14 protein-coding genes are annotated in these 13,403 nt (G+C 42.7%); 13 read left to right on the top strand and 1 reads right to left on the bottom strand.

What is annotated here, in order from left to right; genetic code table 11:
- The first annotated feature begins 6 nt into the window (after window positions 1–6).
- The 12 genes from cydA to nadA all read left to right on the top strand — a co-directional run bounded on the left by cydA (window position 7) and on the right by nadA (window position 9,930).
- Window positions 7–1,593 (top strand): cytochrome ubiquinol oxidase subunit I, encoded by a 1,587-nt coding sequence (gene cydA, locus MCT08_RS10105; RefSeq protein ID WP_274678350.1) that lies wholly within the window; start codon window positions 7–9, stop codon window positions 1,591–1,593.
- 16 nt (window positions 1,594–1,609) lie between these two features.
- Window positions 1,610–2,746, top strand: a complete 1,137-nt coding sequence (gene cydB / locus MCT08_RS10100; RefSeq protein WP_168522520.1) for a cytochrome d ubiquinol oxidase subunit II — start codon at window positions 1,610–1,612, stop codon at window positions 2,744–2,746.
- Between the two features lie 12 nt (window positions 2,747–2,758).
- The gene (gene cydX, locus MCT08_RS10095; protein ID WP_000270285.1) at window positions 2,759–2,866 is read left to right on the top strand and encodes a cytochrome bd-I oxidase subunit CydX; all 108 of its coding nucleotides are present in this window, start codon (window positions 2,759–2,761) and stop codon (window positions 2,864–2,866) included.
- Window positions 2,859–3,161 carry a cyd operon protein YbgE gene (gene ybgE / locus MCT08_RS10090; protein ID WP_176246243.1) on the top strand — a complete coding sequence of 101 codons (303 nt, stop codon included), beginning with the start codon at window positions 2,859–2,861 and terminating at the stop codon, window positions 3,159–3,161. Before cydX ends, ybgE begins: the two co-directional genes overlap by 8 nt.
- 230 nt (window positions 3,162–3,391) lie before the next feature.
- Window positions 3,392–3,817 carry a tol-pal system-associated acyl-CoA thioesterase gene (ybgC, locus tag MCT08_RS10085; protein ID WP_053310054.1) on the top strand — a complete coding sequence of 142 codons (426 nt, stop codon included), beginning with the start codon at window positions 3,392–3,394 and terminating at the stop codon, window positions 3,815–3,817.
- Window positions 3,807–4,490, top strand: coding sequence for a protein TolQ (tolQ, locus tag MCT08_RS10080; protein ID WP_053310053.1), 684 nt, complete (start codon window positions 3,807–3,809; stop codon window positions 4,488–4,490). The genes ybgC and tolQ overlap by 11 nt, the downstream gene beginning before the upstream one ends.
- Window positions 4,491–4,493: 3 nt before the next feature.
- Window positions 4,494–4,937: a protein TolR gene (gene tolR / locus MCT08_RS10075; RefSeq protein ID WP_053310052.1), complete on the top strand. Its 444-nt coding sequence runs from the start codon at window positions 4,494–4,496 to the stop codon at window positions 4,935–4,937.
- Between the two features lie 12 nt (window positions 4,938–4,949).
- Window positions 4,950–6,020, top strand: coding sequence for a cell envelope integrity protein TolA (tolA, locus tag MCT08_RS10070; RefSeq protein WP_274678349.1), 1,071 nt, complete (start codon window positions 4,950–4,952; stop codon window positions 6,018–6,020).
- A 29-nt stretch (window positions 6,021–6,049) separates the two neighbouring features.
- Window positions 6,050–7,387, top strand: a complete 1,338-nt coding sequence (tolB, locus tag MCT08_RS10065) for a Tol-Pal system beta propeller repeat protein TolB (RefSeq protein ID WP_210731391.1) — start codon at window positions 6,050–6,052, stop codon at window positions 7,385–7,387.
- 31 nt (window positions 7,388–7,418) lie between these two features.
- The gene (gene pal / locus MCT08_RS10060; protein WP_168522513.1) at window positions 7,419–7,958 is read left to right on the top strand and encodes a peptidoglycan-associated lipoprotein Pal; all 540 of its coding nucleotides are present in this window, start codon (window positions 7,419–7,421) and stop codon (window positions 7,956–7,958) included.
- Window positions 7,959–7,972: 14 nt separating this feature from the next.
- On the top strand, window positions 7,973–8,749 hold the full coding sequence (ybgF, locus tag MCT08_RS10055; protein WP_168522511.1) for a tol-pal system protein YbgF: 777 nt from the start codon (window positions 7,973–7,975) through the stop codon (window positions 8,747–8,749).
- Between the two features lie 119 nt (window positions 8,750–8,868).
- Window positions 8,869–9,930 carry a quinolinate synthase NadA gene (gene nadA, locus MCT08_RS10050; RefSeq protein WP_053310047.1) on the top strand — a complete coding sequence of 354 codons (1,062 nt, stop codon included), beginning with the start codon at window positions 8,869–8,871 and terminating at the stop codon, window positions 9,928–9,930.
- 81 nt (window positions 9,931–10,011) lie between these two features.
- On the opposite strand, the gene MCT08_RS10045 is transcribed toward nadA, so the two are convergent.
- The gene (locus tag MCT08_RS10045) at window positions 10,012–10,593 is read right to left on the bottom strand and encodes a UPF0149 family protein (RefSeq protein WP_420895669.1); all 582 of its coding nucleotides are present in this window, start codon (window positions 10,591–10,593) and stop codon (window positions 10,012–10,014) included.
- Between the two features lie 156 nt (window positions 10,594–10,749).
- Between MCT08_RS10045 and MCT08_RS10040 the strand changes: the two genes are divergently transcribed.
- Window positions 10,750–13,173 carry a hybrid sensor histidine kinase/response regulator gene (locus MCT08_RS10040; RefSeq protein WP_274678348.1) on the top strand — a complete coding sequence of 808 codons (2,424 nt, stop codon included), beginning with the start codon at window positions 10,750–10,752 and terminating at the stop codon, window positions 13,171–13,173.
- Window positions 13,174–13,403: the final 230 nt, after the last annotated feature.

Genomic DNA, 13,403 nt, shown 5'->3' with positions numbered 1-13,403 from the left:
GTTACCATGATTGACGTAGTTGATCTATCGCGGTTGCAGTTTGCACTCACAGCGATGTATCACTTCCTGTTCGTTCCATTGACTCTAGGTATGGCTTTTCTTTTAGCCATCATGGAATCTTTGTATGTAATGACCGATAAGCAAATCTATAAGGACATGACAAAGTTCTGGGGTAAGCTTTTTGGTATTAACTTCGCTCTAGGTGTGGCCACCGGCCTTACGATGGAGTTTCAGTTTGGTACGAACTGGTCGTACTATTCCCACTATGTAGGTGACATTTTTGGCGCCCCTCTTGCAATTGAAGCACTTGTAGCCTTCTTCTTGGAATCAACCTTTGTTGGGTTGTTCTTCTTCGGGTGGGATAGACTTTCAAAACGCCAACACTTAGCCGTGACCTGGTTGGTTGCGCTGGGCTCTAACTTCTCCGCGCTTTGGATTCTGATTGCGAACGGATGGATGCAAAACCCTGTTGGTGCTGAATTCAACTTCGAAACTATGCGCATGGAAATGGTGAGCTTTGCGGAAGTTGTATTTAACCCTGTTGCACAGGTGAAATTTGTTCATACGGTTGCTTCTGGTTACACCACGGGTGCAATGTTCATTCTAGGCATCAGCTCTTACTACCTATTAAAAGGTCGTGATGTTGCGTTTGCTCGTCGTTCATTTGCTATCGCAGCCTCATTTGGTATGGCGGCTATCTTGTCTGTTATCGTGCTTGGTGATGAATCAGGTTACGAAGTAGGCGAAGTGCAAAAAGTGAAACTCGCTGCTATTGAAGCTGAGTGGCACACTGAACCTGCTCCAGCGGCTTTCACTTTATTTGGTTTGCCAAATCAAGACGAAATGCACACCGACTATGCGATTAAAATTCCTTATGTGATGGGTATTATCGCCACCCGTTCGCTTGATACGGAAGTCACTGGCTTACGTGACTTACGCGATGAACACGTTGATCGCATCCGTAATGGTATGTATGCCTATGAGCTACTTGAAAAGCTGCGTGCGGGTGAAAAATCTCAAGCGAATATGGATGCGTTTGATGAAGTGAAAGGTGACTTGGGTTATGGCTTACTTCTTAAGCGTTATACCGACAAAGTGACTGACGCGACTGAAGAGCAAATCCAAGCGGCCGCTGATGACTCAATTCCAACCGTGTGGCCTCTATTCTGGTCATTCCGTCTGATGGTTGGTATTGGTTGTGTGATGTTGCTTGTATTTGGTGCGGCATTTATTCAAACATGTCGTCAAAAAATCGAACAGAAGCAGTGGGTTCTTAAAGCTGCATTATTCAGCATTCCTCTACCGTGGATCGCTATTGAGGCGGGTTGGTTTGTGGCTGAATATGGCCGCCAGCCATGGGCCGTTGGTGAAATATTACCGACTCATGTTGCCGCATCAGCACTGACTCTTGGCGAATTATGGACTTCACTGTTTGCTATTCTTGCACTTTACACAGTGTTCTTGATTGCCGAAGTCTACCTGATGGTGAAATTTGCTCGTAAAGGGCCTAGCAGCCTAAAAACTGGCCGTTACCATTTTGAGCAAAATGCAAACTCTGTTGAAGACAAAGTTAGCCGCCAAGTAGAAGCATAGGCAGGGAGATACGATTATGTTTGATTACGAAATTTTGCGACTAATCTGGTGGGTGCTTATTGGCGTGCTGCTTGTTGGTTTTGCGATTACCGATGGTTTTGATATGGGCGTTGGCGCTCTTGTTCCAATTATCGGTAAAAATGATAGCGAACGCCGAGTAATGATTAACTCTATTGCTCCACACTGGGATGGTAACCAAGTTTGGCTTATCACTGCTGGTGGTGCGCTGTTTGCAGCTTGGCCTTTGGTTTATGCAACATCATTCTCTGGGTTCTACTTAGCGATGATCGTAACCCTAGCAGCGTTATGGTTGCGTCCGATTGGTTTGGACTACCGTTCAAAAATTGAAGATCCAAAATGGCGCAGCACTTGGGATATTTGTATTTCAATCAGTGGTTTCGTTCCGCCAATTATCTTTGGTGTAGCGTTTGGTAACCTACTTCAAGGTGTACCATTCCAATTGAATGATTTCTTGATGCCGACATACCATGGATCATTCTTTGGTTTGTTGAACCCATTCGCACTGCTTTGTGGCTTGGTTAGCTTATTCATGATTGTGCTACAAGGTGCAACGTGGTTACAGATGAAAACGACCGATGCCGTTCATGTGCGTGCACGTAATGTTGCACAGCTCATGGGTTTACTCGTTGTAGCTACTTTTGTTGCAGCGGGTTTTTGGATTCAAAATATCGATGGCTATGTGATTACAAGTGTAATTGACACCAGTGCTGCATCGAATCCTTTAAACAAAGAAGTGATTCGTGAAGCTGGCGCATGGATGGCTAATTTTGAAGCTTATCCATTGTTGTGGGCTGCGCCTGCTTTAGGTGTTGTGATGCCATTAATTGCCGTGCTGGCTTCTCGCTTTGAAAAAGGTGGTATTGCCTTCTTGGCTTCTAGCTTGGCGAATGCGGGGGTTATTTTCACCGCTGGTTTTGCTATGTTCCCGTTCATTATGCCTTCAAGCTTAGTACCAAGTAATAGCTTGACGATGTGGGATTCGACATCAAGTGAGCTAACACTGAACTTGATGACTGTGGTAGCTTTTGTGATGGTTCCGATCATCCTGGGTTATACGACATGGACTTACTACAAGATGTTTGGCCGTCTTGACAGCAAGTTCATCGAAGAAAACAAAAACTCACTTTACTAAGGAGCGATAGATATGTGGTATTTCGCATGGATTCTAGGTGTACTACTAGCTTGTGCATTCGGTATCATCAACGCTCTTTGGTTAGAGCATACAGAAATGATGGATAAAGACAGTGAGTAAACTTGCTTTGCAAGTGACTCAGCTTCATCAGCTAACTGACAAGACCTCATTAAGGGTCTTGTCATTGGTGTTAGGCTTTTATCATGTTGCGATGGTGATGTGGGACCCGGAACAATATTCTCATAGTATTGGTGGGTTCAACGCCATCATCAGCCCCTTGCTGATTTGGGCATTGTGCTCAAGCATGGTGTTTGGGGTTGGCTTTAAGCCTCGTAAATGGGTTTGGCAACTGTTGTTTAGCCCTTATATCTCTCTTTCAATATTAACCTACCTAACGGTTGTTAGACTGGTTTGATTGAGCCTTTTCCAACTTAAAACTGTAGTTTCAGGTCGGAAGAGGATAGCAGAGCAGATGTTACTTATGTCTCGGCATTGATTCAGTGCCGATTAAATATCCACATTAGTGCTGTCTCTTTGAGGCAGCACTAATTTTTTGTATCCATTCTAAGAAAAGTCTATTCAATCCTTGTACTAACAGTAACGAGTTGCGTTATAGTAACGAACTCAATCTGTATATGTATTGGAATGTTTGTGCAAAATACAGCCTCGGCCTTTCAGTGGCCTGTAACCATTTATTATGAAGATACTGATGCCGGTGGTGTCGTGTATCACTCAAACTATCTTAAGTTCTTTGAACGTGCGAGAACCGAACTGCTCCGCTCTATTGGTGTCTCTCAGCATACTCTTCTTACTCAGAATATTGGTTTTGTCGTCAGACATATCGACATCGATTTTTTGCGAGGTGCTCGTTTGGATGAGATGCTGAATGTTGTAACAAACATTTCTGAGCTGAAAAAAGCCTCTCTGACATTCTGTCAAGAGCTCGTCAATCCTGAAGGTAAAGTGTTGTGTAAAGCCGTGGTTAAGGTAGCATGTGTCGACAATCAGAGCATGAGGCCCAAGGCGATGCCTCAATCAATAATTTTGGAGTTAACCCCTAGTGACCGCTGATATTTCAATTCTTGATCTGTTTTTGCAAGCCAGCATATTAGTAAAAATGGTGATGCTTATCCTTTTAGGCATGTCTATTGTCTCATGGGCGATGATCATCAAGCGCAGCAAAATTCTTTCTCAAGCAGAGAAAAGTGCAGATTCGTTTGAAGATAAGTTTTGGTCTGGAACCGATTTATCTGCAATTTACCAAGATGTGAAGAAGCGCAAAGATGAAATTTCAGGTACTGAAGAAATTTTCTATTCAGGTTTCACTGAATTTGCGCGTTTACGGAAAACCAATGCGACCTCACCAGACTTCATTATGGAAGGAACTGGTCGAGCAATGCGCGTTGCTGTTGCACGCGAAGTGGATGAATTGGAAACGAGCTTGCCATTTTTAGCCACCGTTGGCTCTATCAGCCCATACATTGGCCTTTTTGGTACGGTATGGGGAATTATGCACTCATTCATTGCGTTAGGTGAAGTCAAGCAGGCGACACTTGCTATGGTTGCCCCAGGTATCGCTGAAGCTCTGATCGCAACCGCTATGGGCCTATTTGCTGCAATACCAGCGGTGATGGCTTACAACCGATTAAGCAATAAAGTGAGTAAGTTAGAGCATAACTACGCGACATTTTCAGAAGAGTTTCACAGTATTCTCCATCGCCAAGCTATGGCGGGTAGGGAATAAACCATGGTGGGTTATCAGCGTAAAAAACGCAAATTGACCGCAGAAATTAATGTTGTGCCATACATCGACGTGATGTTGGTGTTACTGATTATTTTTATGGTGACCTCGCCATTTGTGACACAGGGTGTCGATGTCGAGCTCCCTAAAACCTCTGCTGCAAAGCCAGCATCCGAACTTGCTGGGGATAGCGATAGCAGCTTTATTATCGTAGAGATAGATAAAGAAGGTAATTTAGGGCTTAGCGTCAATGATGAAGAGGTTCAAAGAGGCTTGTCATTGCAGGACGTTATTGTTCGAGTCAAAGCTGAACTCTCACTAAAACCAAACTCACCTGTTGCTGTGGGCGGTGATGCAGCAACACCCTATGCGGAAGTCGTACTAGTTTTAGATGAATTGAGTCGCGCAGGTATTCCGAAAGTGGGTCTACTAACCGATATAAAGGGATAGTTCGTACTGTTCATGAAAGATAATAAGTCCAAAAACAACGACTACAAAAAGCCAATCATCATTTCCACTATTTTGCATGTGGTTCTGATTGTTGTTTTGTTGTGGGGCACTGATTTCACATTATCGAAACCGGAACCAACGGGACAAATGGTGCAGGCTGTTGTGATTGATCCTCAATTGGTTCAAAAGCAAGCTCAGCAAATTCGTAGTCAACGTGAAGCCGCAGCGAAAAAAGAGCAAGACCGACTCGATAAATTACGTCGAGAAAGTGAACAATTGGAAAAAAATCGCAAGGCAGAAGAAGAGCGGATTAGAAAGCTCAAAGAGCAGCAAGCGAAAGAAGCAAAAGCGGCGAGAGAAGCAGAAAAGCAGCGCGTTCAAAAAGAGCAAGAGCGTAAACTTGAAGAAGAGCGAGTACGCAAAGAAAAGGAACGAGCTGCTAAAGCCGAAATAGAACGAAAAACTAAAGAAGAGGCGGTCAAGAAGGCCGAGCAAGAACGCCTAGCGAAGCAGGCCGCAATTGCACAAGCAGAACAAGAACGTATAGCGAAAGAAAAAGCGGCCGCTGAAGCTAAAGAGAAAGCGCGCAAAGAACGTGAAGCGGCAGAGCGAGCCGAGAAGGAGCGTATAGCTAAAGAGAAGGCCGCTAAAGAGGCTCAAGAAAAAGCCCTCAAAGAAAAAGCACGTCTAGAACGCCTAGAGCGTGAACGTAAAGAGCAAGAAGCGGCTTTAAATAGTATTTTCTCAGGTTTAGAAACGGAGACCGAGCTAAATAGCTCAGCACGTTCTCAGTTTGTAATGAGTGAAACGCAACGCTATGGAGCAATATATACTCAGCTTATCCAGCAAAACTTACTACTAGAAGATAGCTTTAAAGGTAAACAGTGCAAGGTGAATTTACGCCTAATTCCAACAGGAACAGGGGCGATTGTTGGTAACTTAAACATTGTTGGTGGAGACTCTCGATTGTGCGCTGCAACAAAGCGTGCAGTTGCCCAAGTGGGGACGTTTCCATTACCAAAAGATGCTCCCGATGTAGTCGAGAAATTAAAGAACATTAATTTAACTGTAGAACCAGAGTAAATAAGGAAGAGCTTGTGTTAAAGCGATTGATGTTAGGGTGCTTACTTGTACTGACAAGTAATATACAGCTTGCTAACGCAGCATTGGAGCTTGTTATTACCGATGGTATCAACTCGGCAAGGCCAATTGCGATAGTACCGTTTAAGTGGGAAGGTAAAACAAAACTTCCTCAAGATATTTCAGGAGTTATCGCTTCTGATCTACAACGCAGTGGTAAATTTAGCCCTGTTGCGACCAGTAAAATGCCGCAAACCCCATACAGCGAAACAGATATCAAATTCGATGCTTGGAGCCGCATTGGGGTGGATGCACTATTGACTGGCAGCATTACGCAAAATGCGGATGGTCAGTACGTCATTAACTATCAGTTAGTTGATGTAGTGCGAGGTCAATTGACCCAAGGTCAAAGCAAAGCTCTGAGCAATGACGGGCAGCTAGTACTTTCTAAAGATCATGTGCTATTTAATAAAGTCGCGACAGTTCCTGCGAACCGCATGCGCGAGTACGCGCATAGAATTTCAGATCTTGTCTATGAAGAGTTAACTGGCGATAAAGGTGCATTTTTAACGCGTATCGCTTACGTCGTGGTAAACGATAAAGAGCAGTACCCTTATCAGCTAAGGGTTGCCGATTATGATGGTTATAACGAGCGATTGGTTTTACGTTCTAAGCAACCTCTAATGTCTCCTGCATGGTCACCAGATGGCAAGCAATTAGCCTATGTCAGTTTTCAAAATGGCCAAGCAGAAATATTCTTAATGAATATCTACACTGGCGAACGAGAAAAAATTACGTCTTATCCTCGTCATAATGGCGCTCCAAGATTCTCACCTGATGGTAAGAGTTTAGCTCTTGTGCTTTCAAAAACCGGCAGCTTGCAGGTTTACACTTTGGATTTGGCTACTCGTAAACTGAAACCAATAACGAGTGGCAGATCAAATAATACGGAACCATTCTGGCATCCTGATGGTAAATCTCTAATATTTACTTCGGATCGGGGTGGTAAACCACAGATATATCAAGTAAATTTGACCAATGGCTCGACCAACCGTATTACGTGGCAAGGCAGCCAAAATTTAGGTGGTCAAATTACGCCTGATGGTCGGTTCTTAGTGATGGTGAATCGAAGTAATTCTGGTTTTAATCTGGCAAAACAAGACTTGGAAACAGGTTCAGTGCAAATTCTTACTAAGACTTTGCTCGATGAGTCTCCAAGTATTGCACCCAATGGCGGCATGGTCATATACAGCTCAATTTATAACCAAACGAATGTACTTTCGATGGTGTCTATAGATGGGCGTTTCAAAGCTAGATTACCGGCAACAAATGGGCGCGTTAGAGCTCCTGCGTGGTCTCCGTTTTTATAGCAAGTAAGTAATAAAAAGTAAGGAAAATAAGATGCAACTTAACAAAGTTCTTAAAGGGCTACTAATTGCGCTACCAGTACTTGCAGTAACTGCATGTAGTTCAAGCGATGAAGCAACTAACGCTTCTGGTTCTGAAACTAACCAGTCTACTTCAGGTTCAGCAAACAACGTTGATACAACGGTTGTTTCTCCGATCGATGAGAATGCACAACTTTCTGAACAAGAGTTAAAAGAGCAAGCTCTTCGTGAAACTCAAACCATCTATTTCGCATTTGATAACGCGGCAATTGCTGGCGACTACGAAGACATGTTAGCTGCACATGCGGCTTACCTAAGCAAAAACCCAGCGATGCAAGTGACTATCGAAGGTCATGCTGATGAGCGTGGTACTCCTGAGTACAACATCGCACTAGGCGAGCGTCGTGCACAAGCTGTTGCTAAATACTTGCAAGCGCTAGGTGTTCAAGCTGATCAAATCGCTATTGTCAGCTACGGCGAAGAAAAACCGCTTCTTCTAGGTCAATCTGAAGATGTATACGCGAAGAACCGCCGCGCTGTTCTAGTGTACTAATCGAGGATTGCCTCATGTTCAGTAACTTAAAGCGCATTGTTACGCTTACGTTACTGGCAAGTGCGGCGAGCACTACGCTCGCTGCACCAGCTCCAGTATCTGACCTCAGCAATAGCTCTTCTTCTAGCGCTACTCGCGCTCAAAACTCTTCGTCTGAAACGGATGTGCAGCGTCTTGAACGCTTGCTTGAAAACCGCAACCGTGTGCAGTTGAAAATGCAGCAACAGCTTGACGATATGACCTTAGAAATCAGTGAATTACGTGGGCAGCTTGAGCGCAATAGCTATGATATGCAGCAAATGCTAGAGCGCCAACGTGAATTGTTCATTGAACTAGACCGTGTTCGTAGTGAAATGAAAACTACGGGTAGTGCACCTCCTACTACATCACCTGATGCGGCAGTGGAAGGTACATTCAGCAGCAATGTGGACGAACAAACAGCGTATCAGAATGCAGTTGATTTGATTCTGAAGAAGCGTGACTACAGCGGTGCCATTGCGGCGTTCCAACAGTTCCAAAAAGATTATCCTGATTCAAACTTTGCCCCTAATGCACATTATTGGTTAGGACAGCTTTATTTTGCGAAAAAGCAAGACAAGGAAGCAGCGCAAAGCTTTATAGCCGTGCTTACCTATAGCGAATCCAATAAACGTGCAGATGCATTGGTGAAGTTAGGTGATATTGCTAAACGTAACAATAATTCAGCCCAAGCGAACAAGTATTATCAACAAGTTATTGATGAATACCCGACCAGTGCTTCGGCAAATGTTGCCAAAGAGAATTTGAATTAATAATAAGAGGTCGTGAAGGCCTCTTTTTTTTGCTTATTGTTACAAGAATCACTTTTGATTCACACTTAGGTTCGGGTGTACAATGCTCGAATTCTTGGAAGTTGCATAGAGCAAGAGCAATGAGCCACATTTTAGACACCATTGAAACTGTATATCCTTTTCCACCTAAACCTATTCCTTTGACGGTTGAAGAAAAGCAAACTTATACCGCTAGCATCAAACAGTTATTAAAAGAAAAAGATGCAGTGCTAATTGCACACTATTATACCGATCCTGAAATTCAAGCATTGGCAGAAGAAACGGGGGGATTTGTCGGTGATTCATTAGAAATGGCGAAGTTTGGCAACCGTCACCCAGCAAGTACGCTAATCATTGCTGGTGTTCGTTTTATGGGAGAATCTGCGAAAATTTTAACCCCAGAAAAACGCATTCTTATGCCAACACTAAAAGCTGAATGTTCTCTTGATTTGGGTTGTCCTGCTGATAAATTTACTGAGTTCTGCGATGCTCATCCTGATCATACTGTCGTGGTTTATGCCAATACATCTGCTGCTGTAAAAGCAAGAGCGGATTGGGTGGTGACATCGAGTATTGCTCTTGAAATTGTAGAACACCTAGATGCAGAAGATAAGCCGATTATCTGGGGACCAGACCGCCATTTGGGGTCATACATTGCTAATAAAACCGGTGCAGAGATGCTGCTTTGGCAAGGCGAATGCGTGGTCCACGATGAATTCTCCGCAGACGCTTTACGCAAAATGAAATCTCTATATCCTGATGCGGCCGTATTGGTGCACCCAGAGTCGCCAGCCAGCGTGGTTGAATTAGCGGATGCTGTCGGTTCGACAAGCCAATTGATCAAAGCAGCAAAATCGCTTCCTCAGCAAAAGATGATAGTAGCAACGGATAAAGGCATTTTCTTTAAAATGCAACAGTTAGTGCCTGAGAAAGAGCTTATTGAGGCACCAACCGCAGGAGCGGGGGCGACTTGTCGTAGTTGTGCGCATTGCCCTTGGATGGCAATGAATGGCCTTAAAGCCATTGAAGCTGCGCTCAAAGAAGGTGGTGATGATCACGAAATTTTTGTCGATGAAGCACTGCGATTAAAATCACTGATCCCACTTAATCGCATGTTGGATTTCGCTGAACAGTTAAACCTTCAAGTTAAAGGTAATGCTTAGTTTTAACTTGAAGCAATACAAAAAAGGCTCCTTGGAGCCTTTTTATGTGAGTACCATTAACGAAGTTAATTAAAGCTACCGTTATTGGTTTTCAGCTAACTGTACACCGCGTTGGGTTAAGCCGCACAGCATTACAGGTATTGCATTGTAGATCTCTTCAAATTGATCTAATCCTTGTAGGCCTTGTTCAGCAAGCGTTACTAATGATGTTTCTGGGTCATACAGCATGCTTAAAGATAGTAGTACGCCACCAAGTAGTGCATTGTCTTGGCTATCTTCAGGCATCAAGGTTTCCCAGTCGTCTCGTGCCAGTTGCCAACCTTGTAAAAAGCCTTCACAAAAATCACGGACGTCATCCGTAACAATTTCTTCTTCATCTAAGGAACAGCCTTCTGGCCATGTCCAATTGGCGTTCAATAAAGCAGGGCGATATAAGTTCCATATATCAATAACAAGCTGAAAATACGTTTCTAGCTGTTCACCATCTGTAAAAGGTGCAACTTCTTCACCTCCCCACAAGAAGGGTAACCATTCTTCAGGAGGTAGAATATTAGGAGCAGAAGCCATTGCTGTCACAAAACCACGTGTTTTCGCTTCGTTTAATAGCTTATCTTCTAATTCAGGTTGCGATAGGAGTGTTTGTAAGGTCAAAACAAAGTCCATGAGTTGTTAGATAATTAGCAGTATCTTAACTCTAAATAGTCGTTGTATGCCAATTTAACAAAAGTTATTGCGGTAAAGACTTGTTTCATACAATCAATATCTTGCTTGGCAGGATTCTTCACTATAATTTGTACAAAAGAAAAAGTTCAAAGGCTTATGAAAGTACGTAGCTCACTTAGAAAGAAAAGCATCACCGCATTGGCGTTTTATCTTTGCTTTTTTATTGCAACCATCGGAACGATTACCTACTGGGTTGTCGAATCTCCTCTGCGTGCTGAACTCAAACAAAATTTAGATCTACGTGCTGAAATATTGTCTGCACAAATTAGAGAACCACTAAATAATTCAATAGGCATACTGCAAAGCGTCGTCAGCATTGGACAGTCTGCAAACGGCCAAGCAGAGCAAGACCGTCTGCTACATTCACTGTTCTCGATACTCGATAATATCGTTGTGAGTGGCGGGCTATGGCCAAAACCTTATAGTGTCGATCCCGCTCAACAATATAGTAGCCTGTTTTATAACCGAGCATCTGATGGTCAAGTCGACAAGTTACTCTCTTGGAATAATCCAGCAGTGAGCGGGTACGATAAAGAGACATGGTATACCGAGGTAAAAGGGCAGCCATTAGGAAGTGTGGCGTGGTCACAAGTTTACGTTGATTCTTATACCCATATTCAAATGATCACCGCTTCTTCGCCATACTATGTCAACGGAGAGTTCGCTGGTGTCGCTACTGTTGATATCTCGTTACATGGCTTGACTAAGCTTCTTGCTGCTCAAGCTGAGCGGTATGACCTCGGTATGTCGCTCAGTGATTCTGATGGATCCATCATCTCTGAACATAACTTCAATATTCGCAATGGAGCATATATCAGTCGTTTTGATTTTGGTGATTTTCAGTGGCAAGTTGACGTGATAAACGCTAACCGTTTAGTGAATGATGAGGTTTATGAGCTGGTCACTAATGTAGAAGCGCGTATTATTCCCTTTCTTTTAGCCTGTGTAATGATTGGTTATTACTTGTTAAACAAATATTTGATTACACCAATCGTCGTTATTGCGAAAAAAGTTGCTGACTCAAAAGAAGGCGGCATTATCGAGATACCTTACCGCAGTAATGATGAAATACGGCAGTTAGTTGATACTTTTAATCAGAAAACGGTCTACCTTGAAGCGGAAAAGGTGAAAGCTCAAGCATCAACCCGAGCTAAAAGCGCATTTTTAGCGACGTTGTCTCATGAAATTCGAACCCCAATGAATGGTGTACTCGGAACAGCGCAAATATTATTGAAAACTCAACTTTCGACTCAACAACGACAGAACTTGAATAGTTTGTATGAGTCAGGTGAGCATATGATGACCTTATTGAATGAGATCCTTGATTTTTCAAAGATCGAGCAAGGTCATTTAGAACTCGATAATAGTCGTTTCCCACTTGATTCATTGATTGGCAGTATCAAAAGTGTCTATCACACCTTGTGTAATGAAAAAGGGCTTCAATTTAATATACACAACGAGGTAGCGAGCGATCGCTGGTACTTCTCGGATAAAGCTAGACTGAGACAAATCTTATTTAACTTACTGAACAACGCCGTTAAATTCACATCAAGTGGTTTCATTGATGTCTACTTAAAAGAAGAGTGGGTCGATGAGCAACTCTATTTATCTATCCGTGTTAGAGACTCTGGGATTGGTATTGCTAAAGAAGCGCAAGAAAAGATATTTCGACCCTTTGAACAAGCTGAATCGTCAACCACAAGGCGCTTTGGTGGTACAGGTTTAGGGCTGGCAATTGTCAAACAGATAACAGAGCTTATGAACGGTAATATAACGGTAGCAAGTGAGGTTGGTATCGGTAGTAGTTTTCATGTCATGCTCGCTATCGAAGAGGCTTCGGCTGCTCCAACCGAAGTTAAAACTCATCGTAAACTTGACTATCAAGGCCTTAAAGCATTAATCGTCGAAGATAATCGAACGAATTCGATCATCATTGAGACTTTTATGAAAAATAAGGGTTTTATTTGCCGCTGTGTTGAAAATGGTAAACTGGGCGTACAGGCACTCACTGAAGAGCGATTCGATCTTGTTTTAATGGATAACCATATGCCAGTAATGGATGGCATCGAAGCCATTTCTTGTATTAGGTCTCTATCAGAAATTAATCATAATGTATTAATTTTTGGTTGTACCGCTGATGTATTTAAAGAAACTCGAGAGCGAATGCTAGCAGCGGGTGCAGACTATATTATCGCTAAGCCAGTTCATGAAAATGAACTTGATGACGCACTTTATCAATACGCTGAAAAGCTGTACCAATTTCAGCCAAAATCCTCAATGCAGATGGCTGCTGGTTCGATAGAAGAGTCACTGGTTACTTTTCATATGGCGATTGAAAATCAAGAAATTGAGTTGGCATTAACCACCGTCAAAAAGTTAGCCGCGCACGTTTGCATTGCTGAGTCATCGCCATTACATGATGCTTTGCAGAGTATCCAAATTAGCTTAGAAAACGATAAGCTACCCAATACACAACAAGTGGATGTCTTAACCGTTTTACTTGCTGATTTTTGTAATTAACTTACTAATAAGTGACTTAAATATTGTTTAATTTAACATTTATTTAAAAATTAGCGTTAGATTCTAGTTTTAATTTCAAAACTGGTTATAAATTTACCTAACTCAATTAAAATTGGAGATTAAATCTACAATTTATATGTTCTAATTGCCTTATCGGCTGGTCTTTTGCTATGACCTAGTTTTATGTATTGCCTGTGGGTGATTTTTTGTAGATATATATGTTGTTGAGG

Origin of the sequence: Vibrio aestuarianus (genome assembly GCF_028858425.1) — a bacterium.
Lineage (GTDB): Bacteria > Pseudomonadota > Gammaproteobacteria > Enterobacterales > Vibrionaceae > Vibrio > Vibrio aestuarianus.
The sequence above is the reverse complement of the archived record's forward strand: the minus strand, read 5'-3'. Positions and strand labels throughout refer to the sequence as shown.

Coding starts and splice junctions, on each gene's coding strand:
- cydA (WP_274678350.1), top strand. CDS start 7: ATGATTGACGTAGTTGATCTATCGCGGTTGCAGTTTGCACTCACAGCG.
- cydB (WP_168522520.1), top strand. CDS start 1,610: ATGTTTGATTACGAAATTTTGCGACTAATCTGGTGGGTGCTTATTGGC.
- cydX (WP_000270285.1), top strand. CDS start 2,759: ATGTGGTATTTCGCATGGATTCTAGGTGTACTACTAGCTTGTGCATTC.
- ybgC (WP_053310054.1), top strand. CDS start 3,392: ATGTTTGTGCAAAATACAGCCTCGGCCTTTCAGTGGCCTGTAACCATT.
- tolR (WP_053310052.1), top strand. CDS start 4,494: ATGGTGGGTTATCAGCGTAAAAAACGCAAATTGACCGCAGAAATTAAT.
- tolA (WP_274678349.1), top strand. CDS start 4,950: ATGAAAGATAATAAGTCCAAAAACAACGACTACAAAAAGCCAATCATC.
- tolB (WP_210731391.1), top strand. CDS start 6,050: ATGTTAGGGTGCTTACTTGTACTGACAAGTAATATACAGCTTGCTAAC.
- pal (WP_168522513.1), top strand. CDS start 7,419: ATGCAACTTAACAAAGTTCTTAAAGGGCTACTAATTGCGCTACCAGTA.
- ybgF (WP_168522511.1), top strand. CDS start 7,973: ATGTTCAGTAACTTAAAGCGCATTGTTACGCTTACGTTACTGGCAAGT.
- nadA (WP_053310047.1), top strand. CDS start 8,869: ATGAGCCACATTTTAGACACCATTGAAACTGTATATCCTTTTCCACCT.
- MCT08_RS10045 (WP_420895669.1), bottom strand. CDS start 10,593: ATGGACTTTGTTTTGACCTTACAAACACTCCTATCGCAACCTGAATTA.
- MCT08_RS10040 (WP_274678348.1), top strand. CDS start 10,750: ATGAAAGTACGTAGCTCACTTAGAAAGAAAAGCATCACCGCATTGGCG.